The 15,985-nt window shown below is 73.4% G+C and carries 12 protein-coding genes; 3 read left to right on the forward strand and 9 right to left on the reverse strand.

Annotated features, from left to right (window positions below):
- The coding region (locus ACIP5M_RS32390; protein WP_401203540.1) for an adenosylhomocysteinase at nt 1-902 on the reverse strand (902 nt) is incomplete at its 3' end.
- Between the two features lie 416 nt (nt 903-1,318).
- On the opposite strand from ACIP5M_RS32390, the gene ACIP5M_RS32395 reads away from it, so the two are divergent.
- Both ACIP5M_RS32395 and lepB read left to right on the forward strand, forming a co-directional pair.
- The gene (locus ACIP5M_RS32395; RefSeq protein ID WP_401203543.1) at nt 1,319-3,370 is read left to right on the forward strand and encodes a fructose-specific PTS transporter subunit EIIC; all 2,052 of its coding nucleotides are present in this window, start codon (nt 1,319-1,321) and stop codon (nt 3,368-3,370) included.
- A 100-nt stretch (nt 3,371-3,470) separates the two neighbouring features.
- Entirely contained in the window at nt 3,471-4,178 is a 708-nt protein-coding gene (gene lepB, locus ACIP5M_RS32400; RefSeq protein ID WP_401203545.1) for a signal peptidase I, read from the forward strand.
- An 85-nt stretch (nt 4,179-4,263) separates the two neighbouring features.
- On the opposite strand, the gene ACIP5M_RS32405 is transcribed toward lepB, so the two are convergent.
- The 6 genes from ACIP5M_RS32405 to ACIP5M_RS32430 form a co-directional block, all read right to left on the reverse strand.
- Nucleotides 4,264-5,199: a cation diffusion facilitator family transporter gene (locus tag ACIP5M_RS32405; protein ID WP_401203548.1), complete on the reverse strand. Its 936-nt coding sequence runs from the start codon at nt 5,197-5,199 to the stop codon at nt 4,264-4,266.
- 72 nt (nt 5,200-5,271) lie between these two features.
- Nucleotides 5,272-6,429, reverse strand: a complete 1,158-nt coding sequence (manA, locus tag ACIP5M_RS32410; protein WP_401203551.1) for a mannose-6-phosphate isomerase, class I — start codon at nt 6,427-6,429, stop codon at nt 5,272-5,274.
- Nucleotides 6,430-6,468: 39 nt separating this feature from the next.
- Complete coding sequence (locus tag ACIP5M_RS32415) at nt 6,469-7,602, reverse strand: SIS domain-containing protein (protein ID WP_401203554.1); 1,134 nt, start codon at nt 7,600-7,602, stop codon at nt 6,469-6,471.
- A 59-nt stretch (nt 7,603-7,661) separates the two neighbouring features.
- The gene (locus ACIP5M_RS32420) at nt 7,662-7,847 is read right to left on the reverse strand and encodes a Trm112 family protein (protein WP_401203557.1); all 186 of its coding nucleotides are present in this window, start codon (nt 7,845-7,847) and stop codon (nt 7,662-7,664) included.
- Between the two features lie 327 nt (nt 7,848-8,174).
- A complete protein-coding gene (locus ACIP5M_RS32425; protein ID WP_401203560.1) occupies nt 8,175-9,545 on the reverse strand; it encodes a phosphomannomutase/phosphoglucomutase in 1,371 nt (456 codons plus the stop codon).
- Nucleotides 9,546-9,623: 78 nt separating this feature from the next.
- Nucleotides 9,624-9,998: a DUF3499 domain-containing protein gene (locus tag ACIP5M_RS32430; protein ID WP_401203563.1), complete on the reverse strand. Its 375-nt coding sequence runs from the start codon at nt 9,996-9,998 to the stop codon at nt 9,624-9,626.
- A 90-nt stretch (nt 9,999-10,088) separates the two neighbouring features.
- Here ACIP5M_RS32430 and ACIP5M_RS32435 point away from each other — a divergent pair, with 90 nt between their 5' ends.
- The gene (locus ACIP5M_RS32435; protein ID WP_401203566.1) at nt 10,089-10,568 is read left to right on the forward strand and encodes a metallopeptidase family protein; all 480 of its coding nucleotides are present in this window, start codon (nt 10,089-10,091) and stop codon (nt 10,566-10,568) included.
- An 83-nt stretch (nt 10,569-10,651) separates the two neighbouring features.
- On the opposite strand, the gene ACIP5M_RS32440 is transcribed toward ACIP5M_RS32435, so the two are convergent.
- Nucleotides 10,652-12,142, reverse strand: coding sequence for a DUF5719 family protein (locus ACIP5M_RS32440; protein ID WP_401203569.1), 1,491 nt, complete (start codon nt 12,140-12,142; stop codon nt 10,652-10,654).
- Nucleotides 12,139-15,735, reverse strand: a complete 3,597-nt coding sequence (locus tag ACIP5M_RS32445) for a glycosyltransferase family 2 protein (protein WP_401203572.1) — start codon at nt 15,733-15,735, stop codon at nt 12,139-12,141. The genes ACIP5M_RS32440 and ACIP5M_RS32445 overlap by 4 nt, the downstream gene beginning before the upstream one ends.
- Nucleotides 15,736-15,985: the final 250 nt, after the last annotated feature.

A 15,985-nucleotide genomic window follows, 5' to 3' on the forward strand; every position in this document is an offset into this window, starting at 1 on the left:
CCGTCCATCGCCGCCTGCAGGGCGCAGATCGGGTCGATCTCGGTGACGATGACACGGGCGCCCTGACCGCGCAGGGACTCCGCGCAGCCCTTGCCGACGTCGCCGTAACCGCAGACGACCGCGACCTTGCCGCCGATGAGGACGTCGGTGGCGCGGTTGATGCCGTCGATCAGGGAGTGGCGGCAGCCGTACTTGTTGTCGAACTTCGACTTGGTCACGGCGTCGTTCACGTTGATCGCCGGGAAGAGCAGGGTGCCCTCAGCCATCATCTCGTAGAGGCGGTGGACACCGGTCGTGGTCTCCTCGGTCACGCCGCGGATCTCGGACGCGAGCTGCGTCCACTTCTGCGGGCTCTCGCCGAGGGTGCGGTTGAGCAGGGTGAGGATGTGGGCGTACTCCTCGGAGTCCGCCGTGGACGGGTCCGGGGCGGCGCCCGCCTTCTCGAACTCGACGCCCTTGTGGACGAGGAGGGTGGCGTCACCACCGTCGTCGAGGATCATGTTCGGGCCGCCGGTGGGGGTGTTCGGCCAGGTCAGCGCCTGCTCCGTGCACCACCAGTACTCCTCCAGCGTCTCGCCCTTCCAGGCGAAGACGGGGACGCCCTGCGGGTTCTCCGGGGTGCCGTTCGGGCCGACCGCGATGGCGGCGGCCGCGTGGTCCTGGGTGGAGAAGATGTTGCAGGAGGCCCAGCGGACCTCGGCGCCGAGCGCGACGAGGGTCTCGATGAGCACGGCCGTCTGCACGGTCATGTGCAGCGAGCCGGTGATGCGCGCGCCGGCCAGGGGCTGGGCCTCCGCGTACTCGGCGCGGATCGACATCAGGCCCGGCATCTCGTGCTCGGCCAGCGTGATCTCCTTGCGGCCGAAAGCGGCAAGGGAAAGGTCTGCGACCTTGAAGTCCATGCGTGCTGCTCCTCATGGTTCGAGAGGGTGGGTACGGCTGAGCCGTGCGCCGTCCCGGGGGACGAAGCACCGAGCACAGTCCGTCGGAGGCCCTCTCTCCCCTCGGCCGGTCGCGAAGACCGCCCGACCGCCATCAGCAGCGACGTCTGACACTGATGACGAATCTACACCGATCGGCGCAGCGTGCCCCAGTCGACCGCACATCGCGCCGTGTCGTCGGCCGGGGTCTTCCGGCGTCACGTTCGGGGCCTTTCGGACTTTTGATCAACCCCTTGTCCGGGGAAGGATGGCCGGTGGATCGGAACACGTGCGCGATCCGTGCGCGGCCTCTGCGAGACGTGCGGGGCCGTCCGCGCCATCCGCATCCCGCAGGTCCCTTGGCGTGAAGCAGGTCCCTTGGCGTGAAGGAGATTCCAGTGACTACTCCGGCAGGCCCTCCCGCAGGCGGGGGCGCGAGCGGGCCGAAGCGCCCGAAGCTGCTCGCCGTGACCGCGTGCCCCACGGGGATCGCACACACCTACATGGCCGCGGAGAAGCTCCAGCAGGCCGCCGAGCGCCTCGGTATCGACATCAAAGTGGAGACCCAGGGATCCATCGGGGCCGAGAACGTGCTCACTGACAACGATGTCAGCGAGGCGGACGGGATCATCATCGCCGCGGACACGGAGGTCGACCGCGGGCGCTTCGCCGGCAAGCGGGTCCTGTCCACCGGTGTCGCGGACGGCATCCACAAGCCGGAGGAGCTGATCGAGCGGGTGCGGAGCGCGCCCGTGCAGAGCGGGACGGCCGCGGCGACCGGCGGTGGTGGCGGTGCCGCCGGCGGTGGCGGGCGGGAGCGGGGGGTCGCGTACAAGGCGCTGATGAACGGCGTCTCGCACATGATCCCGTTCGTGGTCGTCGGCGGTCTGCTGCTCGCCCTCTCGATCGCCCTCGGCGGGCACAGCACCTCCGAGGGCATCACCTTCGACGAGGGCAGCTTCTGGTTCTACGTGAACGCCCTGGGCGGTCTCGGCTTCAAGCTGATGCTGCCGATCTTCTCCGGTTACATCGCCTACGCCCTCGGCGACCGGCCCGCGCTCGTGCCGGGCATGATCGGCGGCTTCCTCGCCGCCGATGCCACGACCCTCTACAAGGCCGACGCGAACGCGGGTTTCCTGGGCGCGATCGCGACCGGTTTCCTGGCCGGCTATCTGGTCGTCTGGATCAAGAAGGTCAAGGTCCCGAAGTTCGTCCAGCCGATCATGCCGATCATCGTGATCCCGATCGTCTCGACCTTGGCTCTGGGCCTGTTCTACATCTACGTGATCGGGCAGCCCATCTCCTGGGTCTTCACCCACCTGACCGACTGGCTGAACGGGATGACCGGCTCCAGTGCGATCGTGCTCGGCGCCCTGATCGGGCTGATGATCGCCTTCGACATGGGCGGCCCGGTCAACAAGACGGCCTTCCTCGTCGCGGTGGGCCTGATCGGCACCAACAACCACGTCATGGGCATGGCCGCGGCCGCGATCCCGGTCATGCCGCTCGGCCAGGGCCTGGCGACGCTGCTGCGCCGCAAGCTGTACAGCGACCAGGAGCGGGAGACGGGCGTGGCCGCGCTGTTCATGGGCTTCTTCGGCATCTCGGAAGGCGCCATCCCCTTCGCCGCGGCGCGGCCGGCGCAGGTCATCCCGGCGAACATGCTGGGCGGCGCCGTGGCCGGTGCGATCGCGGGCCTGGCCGGGGTCGGGGACTCGGTGCCGCACGGTGGCCCGATCGTCTCGCTGTTCGGCGCCGTCAGCGGGGTCGCCATGTTCTTCGTCGCGATCGCGGCGGGGACGGTCGTCACGGCGCTGACCACGAACGCGCTGATCGACATCAAGGAGCGCAGGAGCGGCCGGGCCGAGCCGCGGGTGTCCGTATCGCCCGAGCCGGTCCTGGCCGGTGTGGGGGCGGGCACCGGCGCGGGGGCCGCCGGAACTTCCGTACGGACGCGGGCGGACGCCCCGGGCGCTGCCCCGGACGGGCCGCCGGAGGTACTGTCCGGCTACCTGACCGAGCAGACCGTCAGGACGGAGCTGGCCGCGGGGACCAAGGAGGCCGCGATCCGCGAGATGGCGGAGATGCTGGCCGGCACCGGCAACGTCCGGGACGTGGACGAGCTCGTACGGGTCGCCCTCGCGCGGGAGGCGCAGGGCACGACGGGCCTCGGCGAGTCGATCGCGATCCCGCACGCCAAGACGGACGCGGTCACCCGGCCCACGGTGGGCTTCGCCCGGTCCGACCGGGGCATCGAGTGGGGCGCGCTGGACGGGACGAAGGCCCGGCTGGTGTTCATGATCTCGGTGCCGGAGGCCGCGGCCGGGGACGAGCACCTGCGGATCCTGGCGCTGCTGTCGCGCAAGCTGATGGACGGCGGCTTCCGGGACCGGCTGGGCTCCGCCCCGGACGAGCGGGCCGTCTTGGACGTGCTGCGCGAGATCCGGTAGCCCCACCTCCTGCTCGGGCCCCTGACCACCCTGGCGGTGAGGGGCCCGGCGGCGTTCCGTACGCTGCCCGCGCACCTACACGTTCGGGAGGGGATGGCTCATGGAACGCAGGCCGGGGCGGAGACGGGGAATCTGGGCCATCGTGCTGCTGGTCCTCGGGGCACTCGGGGTGGTGGGCACCTCGGCCTACGGAGTCGTGTCCACCCCGCAGCACGGCTACGACATGAGGCGGATGGGCGGCGATTCGATGCGGCCCTCCTACGTGCCCGGCGAACGGGTCTGGTTCGAGGGCGGTCCGCTCGCGGACGTCCGGCGCGGCGACGTCGTACTCGTATCGGTTCCGTGGGTCCCCGGCGGGCCGGCGCTGAAGCGGGTCGTGGCCGTCGGCGGGGACCGGATCTCCTACACGCGCGGCGAGTCGGCGCTCCGGCTCAACGGCGAGCCGCTCGCCGAGCCCTACCTCCTGAACCGGGCGGTTCCGGCGGCCGTCCCGTTCGACGTCACCGTTCCCACCGGCCGCGTCTTCCTGATGGGCGACAACCGGGGCAATTCCAACGACTCCTCCTTCAACCCCGATGAGGAGGGCAAGGGCACGGTCGCGGTTTCCGCCGTGCTCGGCAGGGCGATCGAGGCGCCCGTCGCGTATCTGGCGGCCGGCGCCGTCGCCCTCTGTGCGATCCCGCTCTTCCTCGTCGGCGCGGGGCTCGGGGTCGCGGCCCTGGTGGCGCGTCGGAGGAAGCCTGCGCCGGCCCTGCCCGTGTGGGGTGCGGTACACGTCGACCCCGGCCCGGGCGGGGCGTCTCGCTGATCCGGCCTGACCGACGAGACCCCCTCGGTACGGGAAAGCCCCCGCGGGCTGTCACTCGCGGGGGCTTTCCCAACGGCCGGGGGGACTACTTGGTCAGGCCGGTCTTGGCCGCCGGGCGGTAGATGTCCGGCTCCAGGTAGATCACCCGGGCGATCGGGACGGCGGCGCGGATGCGGGCCTCGGCGGCGTTGATCGCGTCGGCCACCTCGGTGGCGGTGTCGTCGTGCTGGACGGCGATCTTGGCGGCGACGAGGAGTTCCTCCGGGCCGAGGTGGAGGGTCTTCATGTGGATCAGACCGGTGACGGTCTCGCCGTCGATGACCGCGGCCTTGATCTTCTCGACCTCTTCGGTGCCGGCGGACTCGCCGAGCAGCAGGGACTTGGTCTCCCCGGCGAGGACGATCGCGATGGCGATGAGCAGGATGCCGATGCAGAGGGTGCCGATGCCGTCCCAGACGCCGTCACCGGTCAGCAGGGCGAGACCGACGCCCGCGAGGGCCAGGACCAGGCCGACGAGTGCGCCGAGGTCCTCCAGGAGGACCACGGGCAGCTCGGGGGCCTTGGCGCGGCGGATGAAGTCCTTCCAGGACAGGTCGCCGCGGGTCTCGTTCGATTCCTTGATGGCCGTGAAGAAGGAGAAGCCCTCGGCGATGATCGCGAAGACGAGGACGCCGACCGGCCAGTACCAGGCCTCGATCTCGTGCGGGTGCTTGATCTTCTCGTAGCCCTCGTAGACGGCGAACATGCCACCGACCGAGAACAGCACGATGGAGACGAGGAAGGCGTAGATGTAGCGCTCGCGCCCGTACCCGAAGGGGTGTTGGGGCGTGGCCTCGCGCTGGGCCTTCTTTCCGCCGAGGAGGAGCAGCCCCTGGTTCCCGGAGTCGGCCACCGAGTGGACGCTTTCCGCGAGCATCGACGAGGAGCCGCTGAAGAGGAACGCCACGAATTTGGCTACAGCGATGGCGAGGTTGGCGGCGAGTGCCGCCACGATCGCCTTGGTACCGCCCGACGCGCTCATGGGTGCAGGGTGTCCTTCCTAGCCACTGACTACCGGCCGCACATTGTCGCAGCCGCCACCGTGGACGCTACGTCAGACCAGCACGGTGGCGCGGAAGACGGTGCCCGTACCGGACAGTTCGGCCTTTTCGCCCGCCTTTACCCACACCGAGTCGCCCGGAACCAGGGTCAGTTCGCCCAGGTGCGGGGAACCGGCGGTGCAGAGCAGGATCTGCGGGGCGTCCGCCGGGATCGTGCGGGCGGCCGCGCCCGGCGCCAGGACGAAGCGGGAGAGCCGGAACTCTTCGATGGGGGTCTCGTAGACCTCCTCGCCGTCGCCTTCGGGGCGCAGCACGTGCGGGTCCCCCGGCTCGAACTTCACGATCTTCAGCAGCTCGGGCACGTCCACGTGTTTGGGGGTGAGCCCGGCGCGCAGCACGTTGTCGGAGTTGGCCAGCAACTCGACGCCGAGGCCCTTCATGTAGGCGTGCGGGACGCCCGCGCCGAGGAACACGGCCTCGCCGGGCTGGAGTCGGAAGTGGTTGAGCAGCATGGCCGCGATGACCCCCGGGTCGCCCGGGTAGTCATGGACCAGGGAGGCGTACGGGGTGTACGGGCCGCCGAGGCGGTCCGCGGCGGCCGCCGCCTCGGTGACGGTGTGGGCCATCTCCTCGCGGTCGGCGGTCAGGATGGCGGTGAGGACCTCGCGCAGCGCGGCGTCCACGGGGTGGGCGCGCAGCAGGTCGGCGTACGGCTTGAGGGAGCCGATGCCGAGGCCTTCGATCAGGTCGGCGGCCTGTTCCGGGGGGCGGAAGCCGCACAGTCCGTCGAACGGGGTGAGGGCGCACAGCATTTCGGGCTTGTGGTGGGGGTCCCTGTAGTTGCGGTGGGCCGCGTCGATGGGGACCCCGCGGCGTTCCTCGTCCTCGAACCCCGCCTCGGCCTGGGCGCGGTCGGGGTGGACCTGGAGGGAGAGGGGCGCGCCGGCGGCGAGCAGTTTGAGGAGGAAGGGCAGCCGCGGGCCGAACCTGGCGACGGTGGGGGCGCCCAACTCGCCCTCGGGGTCGGCGGCGATAACGTCCGAGAGGGCCGTCTCACCGTGGCCGCGGTCGAGGCGGGAAGGCGCGGCAGGGTGGGCCCCCATCCACATCTCGGCCTGGGGTTCACCGGTGGGTTCGACGCCGAGCAGGGAGGGAATGGCGGTGGTCGAACCCCAGGCGTAGGGGCGAATGGTGTTGGTCAGGCGGTCCATCGTCGTCTTCCTGGATAGCGCCGGGCACGGGGGTGTACCTCAGCTGTGTCCCCCGGAGGCCAACGCCAGGTAGGCGGTGGCGAAGTCCGTGACGGCGAGGAGCTCGGCGAGCTGTTCCAGCTCCATGCCCTCCTCGGGTTCGAGCTCGCTGACGGCCGTGTCGTGGCTGAGGGCGAGCTCGCGTGCGGCGGGGGCGGCGGTCAGGCCGCCGGCCGGCCGGTCACGCAGCAGGACGACGCGGGCGCGCAGAGCCTGGGGCTCTTCGACCCTGTCACGGAAGAAGTCTTCGGGATCGGCGCCGGCGGCGAAGGAGCCGGCGAGCAGGACACCGTGGGCGGGGAGTGCCTCGGGGAGCGCGGCGGCCAGTGCGGGGCGGCCGGCGAGCTCGGCGAGGGTGGCGGCGAAGCGGCGGCCTGCGGGGCCGGCGCCGTCGCCCTCGCTCCAGATGAGGGGGAGGGAGTCGGCCAGCTCGGCGGCGAGGGTCTTGGCCGGGTTGGAGTAGGTGGCGATGGCGGGGCCGCAGCGTTCGGCGGTGCGGTCGAGCCGGTCGGCGACGAGCTGGAGGGTGTCGGGGGCCGCGGTGAGCAGGCCGACCTTGTCGAGGAGCAGCAGCAGGGGCGTCAGCAGCGCCCACAGCGCGCCCGGGCCGGCCGCGGCGGACTCGTCGTACTCCTGGTACGGCGCCTTGGCCATCGGTACGAGGAGCCCGTGCGCGCCGTCCACCGCCTCGCTCAGCGGTGAGCGTTCGGGGGCGACGGCGACGACCGTGCAGCCGCGCCGGTAGGCCTGTTCGGCGAGGACGCCGAGCCCGGGCTCGGTGCCGTCGGTGGTGGCGATGAGCAGCAGGTCGAGCGGGCCGGACCAGCCGGGCAGGGTCCAGCGCAGGGCGCCGGCGGCGTGCGCGACGCCGGTGGGGTGCAGGCGGGTGACGGGCGCGGACGCTCCGGCGAGGGCGCCGAGCAGGTCGGCGACGCCGGTGGCCGCGGTGCCGGGGCCCGCGATCAGGACGGCGCGGGGGCGGCCGTCGGGGCGCAGGTCTCCGAGCCCGGCTTCGGCCGCGTGCCGGGCCGCGGTGCGGACTCTGGCGCCGGCCTCGGCGGCACCTCGGAGAAGGCCCCGCCGGTCGGCGCGGGCGAGATCGTCCGGTGCGTCGAGAAGCGACTCGTCGAGCATGGCGGCCTCCGGCTGTTGTGTGACGGAACCAGTCTGCGCGTCGCGCGGCGTGGTGGCGCTCAGGCGGGGCGGCGGGCCTCGTCCACGAGGAGTACCGGGATGCCGTCACGGACGGGGTAGGCGAGGCCACAGTCCTGGCCGGTGCAGAGCAGCTCGGGGGCCGTCTCGTCGGCCGACTTGTCCTCGAGGGGCGCGTGGCAGGCGGGGCAGGCGAGGATCTCGAGCAGACCGGCTTCGAGCGGCATGGGGGCGGGTTCCCTTCGGGGGTGCGGGTGGGGCGTGGTCAGCGTACCGCCGAGTCACCTCCGGTGCGGCCTGGAGTGTGCCGGGGTTCCGGGCCGGCCCGGGTCGTGTCGTTGTGCCGGTGCGGCGCCGTGGCCGGGGCTCCGCCCCGGGGACACCCGGCTCCGCCGGGTACCGGGCTCCGCCCGGACCCGCGCCTCAAACGCCGGCGGGGCTGGATGTGGTCCCGCCGGCTCTCGTGTGCGGCGCCGCGGCCGGCGCTCCGCCCCGGACCCCGCGCCGCGAACGCCGGCGGGGCTGGATGTGGTCCCGCCGGGGTCCCAGGGGCGTCAGGCGCGGATGAGGGCCAAGGCCTCGTCGCGGATCTTGGACAGGGTCGCCTCGTCGCGGGCCTCCACGTTCAAGCGCAGGAGGGGCTCCGTGTTGGAGGCGCGGACGTTGAACCACCAGTCGCCACCCGTGACCGTCAGGCCGTCCAGTTCGTCCAGCGTGACGTCCTCACGGCCCCCGTAGGTGGCCTTGACCGCGGCGAGGCGGTCCGCCTGGTCGGCGACCGTCGAGTTGATCTCCCCCGAACCGGCGTAACGGTCGTACGCGGCCGTCAGGCCGGAGAGCGGGCCGTCCTGCCCGCCCAGGGCCGCCAGGACGTGGAGCGCGGCCAGCATGCCCGTGTCCGCGTTCCAGAAGTCCTTGAAGTAGTAGTGCGCCGAGTGCTCACCACCGAAGATCGCACCCGTCTTCGCCATCTCCTCCTTGATGAAGGAATGGCCCACCCGGGTGCGGACCGGGGTACCGCCGTTCTCACGGACCACCTCGGGCACCGACCAGGAGGTGATCAGGTTGTGGATCACCGTGCCCGTGCCCCCGTTGCGGGCCAGCTCGCGGGCCGCCACCAGCGCCGTGATCGCCGACGGGGACACCCCCTCGCCGCGCTCGTCGACGATGAAACAGCGGTCCGCGTCCCCGTCGAACGCGATGCCGAGGTCCGCGCCCTCGGCGATCACCCGGGCCTGGAGGTCGACGATGTTCTTCGGGTCGAGGGGGTTGGCCTCGTGGTTCGGGAACGTGCCGTCCAGCTCGAAGTACATGGGGACCAGATCGAGGGGCAGGCCCTCGAAGACCGTGGGGACCGTGTGGCCGCCCATGCCGTTGCCCGCGTCGACGACGACCTTGAGAGGGCGGATCGCGGTCAGGTCCACCAGGCCGCGCAGGTGGTCGGCGTAGCCGGTGAGGGTGTCCTGCTCCGTGACCTTGCCCGCGACCGTGTCGGCGGGGATCGCCGGGGCGCCCTCGTCCGACCACTTCTCCACCAGCGCGCGGATCTGCGACAGGCCGGTGTCCTGGCCCACCGGGGCCGCGCCCGCCCGGCACAGCTTGATGCCGTTGTACTTGGCCGGGTTGTGAGAGGCCGTGAACATCGCGCCGGGCAGGTTCAGCGAGCCCGAGGCGTAGTACAGCTGGTCCGTCGAGCACAGGCCGATCAGGGTGACGTCCACTCCGCGTGCTGCCGCGCCCCGCGCGAACGCCGCCGACAGGCCCGGCGACGACGGCCGCATGTCATGGCCCACCACGATCGCCGAGCCACCGACGACCTCGACGAAAGCCGCACCGAACAGCTCCGCCAGTGACTCGTCCCACTCGTCCGGCACGACGCCACGCACGTCGTACGCCTTGACGATGTTCGAAAGATCTGCGGCCACTGCCTGCCCTCCTGAAGGTTCTGTCCGGTCCGGTCAACCTACCCTGTACCCGGAGCGGCTCTTCAGATGAGCCGACTGTCAGGAATCGGGCGATCTCAGGACGCGCAGGTGTCCGCGGCGCGTCTCGCCGGTGGACCGGCCGTTCTGCCCGGACCCTCCCGCCTCGGCCGCGCGCTCCGTCGGGCGGGCGGCTTCGCGTACCGCGTTGGCGAGGGCTTCGAGGTCGTCACCGCTCGGGCGCGACGGCGCGGACCCGTCGGACAGGCGGACGACCTCCCAGCCGCGCGGGGCGGTCAGGCGCTCCGAGTGCTCGGCACACAGGTCGTAGCAGTGGGGTTCGGCGTAGGTGGCGAGCGGGCCGAGAACTGCGGTCGAATCGGCGTAGACGTACGTCAGTGTCGCGACGGCAGGGCGGCCGCACGCGGTGCGCGAACAGCGACGTACAAGGCTCACGACGTTGGACGGTACCGCACTCTTGACCGGGCCGCGACGACTCTCCCGCCCCTCACTCCCCCGTGTCGTGCCGAGGGCTACCCTGCGGGGGTGACCGACAGCCCCCTGCCTTCCCGCCCCTCAGAGCCCCCCGTGGGGGCCCCCGTCGAGCCGCGGCCGCGCCGCCGCGACCGGCACGGACGGGGGATGCGCGGGCCGGTGGCGCCGCCGCAGGTGCCGCTGTCGGCGAGCCGGTCGGAGCTGTTCGGGGACCTCGTACGGGACTCCGTGGAGCGGCTGGAGCGGCGCTGGCCGCAGCTGGCCGAGGTGGAGTTCCTGGTCGGTGACGTGCCGGGCCCGCCGGGCGGTCCGGACGGCGGCTGGAACGACGAGGCGGTGCCGCTGGGCGGGCTCCACGAGGCCCGCGAGGGCCGGCCGGCGCGGATCGTGGTCTTCCGGCGGCCGGTGGAGATCCGTACGAAGACGCGGGACGAGAAGGCCCTGCTGGTGCACGAGATCGTGGTGGAACAGGTGGCGGAGCTGCTGGGGCTGTCGCCCGAGACCGTCGATCCGCGTTACGGGCAGGACTGAGCGGAGCCCCTCCGCGCCGTGCGGCGCCACTGCGGGGGCTCGCCGCCGAGCCCCCGAGCCCCCGCGCCTCGAACGCCGGCGGGCTACCGGGTCAGGACCGAGAGGTCCTCGGTGGCCCGGGGGACCGAGACCGTGGAGTGGTCGTCGGACAGGGTCTGGACGGTGAACATCGCGATGCCCTCGTGCGGAAGGGACAGAGTGCGGGAGGCGTGGACCGGGCCGCCGGAGAGGGTTTCGACGGTGAGGGCGTAGGAGCCCTTGGCACCCGCCGGGGCGATGTCGACCTTCTGTGTCGTGCCCGCCTTGACGGTGACCTCCTTGGAGGCCGCCTCCCCGCCGCCCGTGCCGGGCGAGGCCGTCACCTTGACCTTCGCGTCCTTGTCCCCGGGCGCCGTGAGGGTCAGTACGGTCGCGTTCTCCTCGGGCCGGTTGTCGGCCACGGTGGCCCGCGGGCCCACCGGTCCGGCGGCCGGGACGAAGCCGAGTTCCTGCTTGGCGCCGCTGCCGCGGACCACCCGTACCGCCGCGACCACCGGCGTGGCCCGCTTGGGATCGGCCGGGGTCAGCACCAGGGAGCCCTGTTCGCCGCGCGTCACGTCCTTGAGGTCGACGCTCGCCGTCATGCCGGCCTTGACGTGCAGCTGCTCGTTGTCCGCCGGTGTGATGGGGCCGCCGGGCCCGGCCAGCCGGATCTTCAGGTCCGCGTCCTCCTCGCCGGGGGCGAAGGCGACCAGCCGGACGGAGGCGGCGTCGGCCGGGATGCCCGGCAGGACCAGTGAGCCCGCCGGGTCCGCGGAGGCCGGCAGCCAGTCGGCTCCGACGCCCTCCTCGGCGGCCTGTACCGAGGCGCCGACCCGGCCGGCCCGGGTGGTGACGTGGGCGGTGGCGTCCGCGAGCTGGACTCCCGGGACGAGGGAGGAGAGCAGGACGGACTTGCCGGACTTGGGGTCGATCCGGATGCCCTCGCCGGTGCCCGCCTCGGCCTTGACCAGCCCGTCGGGGCCGAAGAGCTTGATGTCGACGACGGCCGCGGCGTCGTCGGGGTTGGTGAGGTGGAGGTAGTCCTCGCGGCCCTTGGCCGTGCCGACGGCCGGGAACCAGAAGTCGGTGCCGGGTGCGGTGCAGCCGACGCCGAGGACGCCGCGGGCCCGGCCGACGGAGACCTTGGTGGTCTGCTGCGCGGTCCAGCCCGGGGCGAGGATCCCGTCGGCGCTGCCCGTCAGCGCGGGCGCGTCGGCGCCGGAGGCGGTCGCTCCGAAGGGCTTCCCGACCTCCTTGGACTCCAGTACCGGCTTGGCCTCCTTGGTGGCGCCGAGCAGCCGGGCCGTGCCCTTGCCCTCGGCCGGGGCGGCCGCACCGGGGGTGAAGGCCGTGTAGGTGGTGTCGGCGATGTCCGAGGAGCTGGGCGCCGGGCACACCAGCAGGGACCGCTCCACCGGCATCCGGGACGCGGCGGCCGCCGTGCCGTCGGCCGCCTTCCCCTCGGGGGAGGGGGCGGTGAGGGAGGCGATGCCGGTGAGGGCGGCCAGCGCCGCGGTCACGGCCGCCAGCGTCAGGGGTGCGCGCTGCTTCACTGCTGGGGGCTCCCGTCGGGACGCGGGTCGTGCGGTGCGTGGGGGTCGTAGGCCTCGTACTGCTCGTACGGGTACGGGTACGGGTACTGCTGCTGGTCCGGCTGCTGCTGCGGCGGGTACGGGGGCTCGTAGCCCTGCTGGTACTGCTCCTCGTACGGCTGCTGCTGCCCGTAGGCGTAGCCGCCCTGGTCGCCGTAGGACGGGTAGGCGTACGTCTCCTGGCCGTAGGCCGGCTGCGCCGGGATCTCCGCGTACGGGTCGGCGGCCACGGCGGCCTCCACGGGGGCGGGTGCGGGCTCGGCTTCGGCGCGCAGCCGGCGGGCGCGGCGGCCTTCGCCGGGTTCGCCGGGGCCGGGCTGGGCGGGGATCGCGGCCTCTTCCTCGGGGAGGTCGTCGTCGAGCCGCTCGCGGCGGCCGGGCAGGGCCATCACCAGCAGGACCAGGGCGAGGAGGCCCTGCGTCCAGTGCCAGGCGGCCTTGACGACGGAGTCCTCGTGGACGAGGTCGAGGTGGCCGCCTTCGGCGGGCAGCTCGAAGCCCTGGGCCCAGCCGTCGAGGGTCTTGGGCTTGAGGGCGTGGCCGTCGAGGGTGGCCTGCCAGCCGGAGTCGGCGCGGTCGGCGATGCGCAGCGTGCGGCCCGCCTCGCCGGCCGGGATCTTTCCGTGGGCCTCCACGGGGCCCGCGGGGACCGGGATCGGGGCTTCGCCCTGCTTGCCGGAGACGATGACGGCACGGGGCAGCCAGGGTTCGACGCCCCACAGCGCGGTGCCGTCCTGCTGGTGGCGGCGGCTGAGGCCGGGGGTGGCGTCGAGGACGCGGCGGATCTCCGCGGGGCCGCCGGGGCGGAACATGACGAACCGGATGGCGTAGGCGCTCAGCTGGCTGGACTGGTCGGCGCCGGAGCCGGCGACGAGGTTGGAGACGACCTTGTCGAGGCGGGGGTCGCTGCCCGTCCGGGCGGCGGTCTCGGCGTCGCCGAGGCGGCCGCCGGAGCCGCGCACGAGGCTGTAGGAGACGGTGCCGGGCCGGTCCAGGGCGAGGACGAGGGTGCGGGTCTGGTTGTCGTCGCCGCCCGCGTCGGCGACGAAGGCGGGGACCTGTACGGGGTCGCGGCGCTGGAGCGGGCCGTCGGCGCCCGCGATCACCCAGGCAGCGGCGGCGAGCAGCGGTCCGGCCGCGGCGGCCAGGGCGACGAGCGCGGCCAGCGGCTGGCGCCAGCCGAAGCTGCGGGCGGCGACGCGTTCCCTGGCGCCGTCCGCGCCGAGCGCGGCGGCGGCCAGCAGGGCCAGTCCGTAGACGAGGGTGGCGGGGCCGGCCCAGCCGCTGCGGTTGAGGACGACGGCGAGGAGCAGGGCGGTGAGGGCCACGGCCCAGGCGGCGCGGACGGCGAACCGGCGGTCCGTGCGCAGCAGGGCGGCGAGGGCGGCGAGGACGAGGCCGGCGAGCAGCAGGCCGCCGGTGGTGCCGGGGCCGCCGGGGCTGGTGCCGAGCAGGTCCAGGGCGGTGGCGGAGCCGGCCCCGTAGGGCAGTCCGGCTTCGTCGAGGAGTCGGCCGGGGTGGGTGAACAGGCCCAGCGACCAGGGGGCGAGGACGAGGACCGGGACGACGAGGGGGGCGAGCAACCGCGCCGCGTACGTCTTCCATGGGGACTTCCCCGGCTGCGTCTTCGAGCGCACGAGGCGCAGACCCAGCGCGGCCGCGCCCAGTACGGCGGCGAGCGGCCAGACGACGGGCGTGAAGGCGGTGGCCAGGGTCAGCAGGAGGGTGTACGTCCACACGGCGCGCCGGCCGCCGCGGTCCTCGGCCCCGAGGCCGAAGGCGGCGACGGCGGAGCGGGCGATCAGCGGCAGCAGGACGGCGAGGACGGCCGTGCCGAGGCGGCCGCCGGCGAGGGCTCCGGTGACGGCGGGCAGGAAGGCGTAGGCGATGGCCGCCCAGGCGCGCAGCAGCCGGGATCCGACGAGCGGCCGGGAGGCGAAGTAGGCGGTGAGGCCGGCGAGGGGGACGGAGCCGACGAGGAGCAGGGTCAGGGCGGCCTGCGTGGAGCCGAAGAGGAGGGTGGCGAAGGCGCCGAGGACGGCGAGGTAGGGGGGTGCGTCGGCGGTGGAGCCGGTGGATACGGCCTGCCACCCGTCGGTGTAGGCGCGCCAGAGGTCGGGGCCGCTGTCGGGGGCGGGGAGCAGGGCGCCGCCCATGAGGGAGCCGCCGCCGATGAGGGCGCGGCAGGCCCCGAGGGAGAGGAGCAGGAGGAGCGCGAAGAGGACGGGCGCGGGGTTGCGGGCGATCCGCTTGAGGCGGGCGAAGCGCTCGGTCTCCTGGAAGTCCTCTTCGCCGGGGGCGTTCAGGATGCTGCCTCCGCCGTGCCGGCCGGCGGGGGCGGGGTCGCTGTCGCGGCCGTCGGCGAAGTAGCCGGCGAGCTGTTCGGCGTTGGCCCGCAGGGAGGCGCCGGGCGGCGGGAAGAGCGGGCGCAGTTCGGCGCCGGGGACGACGGGCCGGCGGCGGCGCCTGCGGGCGGCGAGGATGCGGCCGGGGCGCAGGAGGGTGGCGAGGAGGCCGGTGATCTCGTCGACGGCCTGGCCGGGGGCCTTGCCGATGAGGTAGGCGAGGGTGCGCAGCACGGTGCCGAGCAGGACGCGCAGCAGGACGTACGGCAGGGCGCGGCCGGAGCTGTTGGCGAGCATCGTGTAGACGGCGCCGGCCTTGTCCACGCGGTGGGGGCTGGCGCTGGTCCGGCCGGCGCAGTCGACGGTGCGCCGTTCGCGGGCGGCGGCCTCGGCGTGGCGCATGACGGCGTCGGGGGCGACGAGGACGGTGTGGCCGGCGCTCTGGGCGCGCCAGCAGAGGTCGACGTCGTCGCGCATGAGGGGCAGGCGGCGGTCGAAGCCGCCGAGGGCGTCGTAGACGTCGCGGCGGATCAGCATGCCGGCGGTGGAGACGGAGAGGACGGGGCGGACCTGGTCGTGCTGGCCCTGGTCCTGTTCGCGCCGGTCGAGTCCGGTCCAGCGGCGGCCGCTGCGGGCGATGGTGACGCCGGCTTCGAGGAGCTGCTTCTTGTCGTACCAGCCGCGCAGTTTGGGGCCGATGACGGCGGCGTCGGGGTTGTCGTCGGCGACGCGCAGCAGTTCGGTGAGGGCGTCGGGTTCGGGGGCGCTGTCGTCGTGGAGGAGCCAGAGCCACTGGACCGGTTCGCCGTGGGGCAGTTCGGGGAGGTCGTACGCGTCGTCGCGCCAGGTGCGGCTGACGGGGTCCCAGCCGCTGGGGCGCTTGAGGTACGGGAGGTCCTCGGGGGGCAGGGTGCCGGCGGTGCGGGCGGCTTCGTCGACCGCGGCGCCGAAGCCGGTGCGTCGGGCCAGGTGCAGGACGCGGTCGTCCCCGAAGGCCTCGGTGAGCAGCCGCGCGGAGGTGTCGGCGCTGCCGGTGTCGGCGGCGACGTGGTTCTGCGCGGGGCGTTCCTGGCCGAGGAGGCCGGCGAGTGTCCGGGGCAGCCAGCGGTCGCCGTCGTGGGCGACGAGTACCGCGGTGACGACGTGCCGGGGGAACTCGGGTGTGGCGGGGGCCTGGTACGAGGCCGCCGACTGGCTGTGCAGGGACATCGCTGTACGGGCCCTCCGGCCTGGGGGTCCCCCCGGACGGAGTCGGGGGGAGGGTCCGGGGGTGGTGTTCCCTCGGAGGCTGCTGGACAGCGCCCCACCCTAACGGCTGGAAAAGCGGCGGTCCGCCTCCAGCGGGGAAGGTGCAGGAGGCGGACCGTTTGCTCTGTGCCGTGCGTGCCGTGCGGTTGTCGGTCGTGCGGTTCGATATGTCGTGCGATGTGCGGTGGTGCCCGGCGGGATGTTTCCGGGC

The sequence above is a fragment of the Streptomyces sp. NPDC088762 genome (assembly GCF_044750905.1).
In the GTDB taxonomy this organism is placed as follows: Bacteria; Actinomycetota; Actinomycetes; order Streptomycetales; family Streptomycetaceae; genus Streptomyces.

Coding starts and splice junctions, on each gene's coding strand:
- lepB (WP_401203545.1), top strand. CDS start 3,471: ATGGAACGCAGGCCGGGGCGGAGACGGGGAATCTGGGCCATCGTGCTG.
- ACIP5M_RS32405 (WP_401203548.1), bottom strand. CDS start 5,199: ATGAGCGCGTCGGGCGGTACCAAGGCGATCGTGGCGGCACTCGCCGCC.
- manA (WP_401203551.1), bottom strand. CDS start 6,429: ATGGACCGCCTGACCAACACCATTCGCCCCTACGCCTGGGGTTCGACC.
- ACIP5M_RS32415 (WP_401203554.1), bottom strand. CDS start 7,602: ATGCTCGACGAGTCGCTTCTCGACGCACCGGACGATCTCGCCCGCGCC.
- ACIP5M_RS32420 (WP_401203557.1), bottom strand. CDS start 7,847: ATGCCGCTCGAAGCCGGTCTGCTCGAGATCCTCGCCTGCCCCGCCTGC.
- ACIP5M_RS32445 (WP_401203572.1), bottom strand. CDS start 15,735: ATGTCCCTGCACAGCCAGTCGGCGGCCTCGTACCAGGCCCCCGCCACA.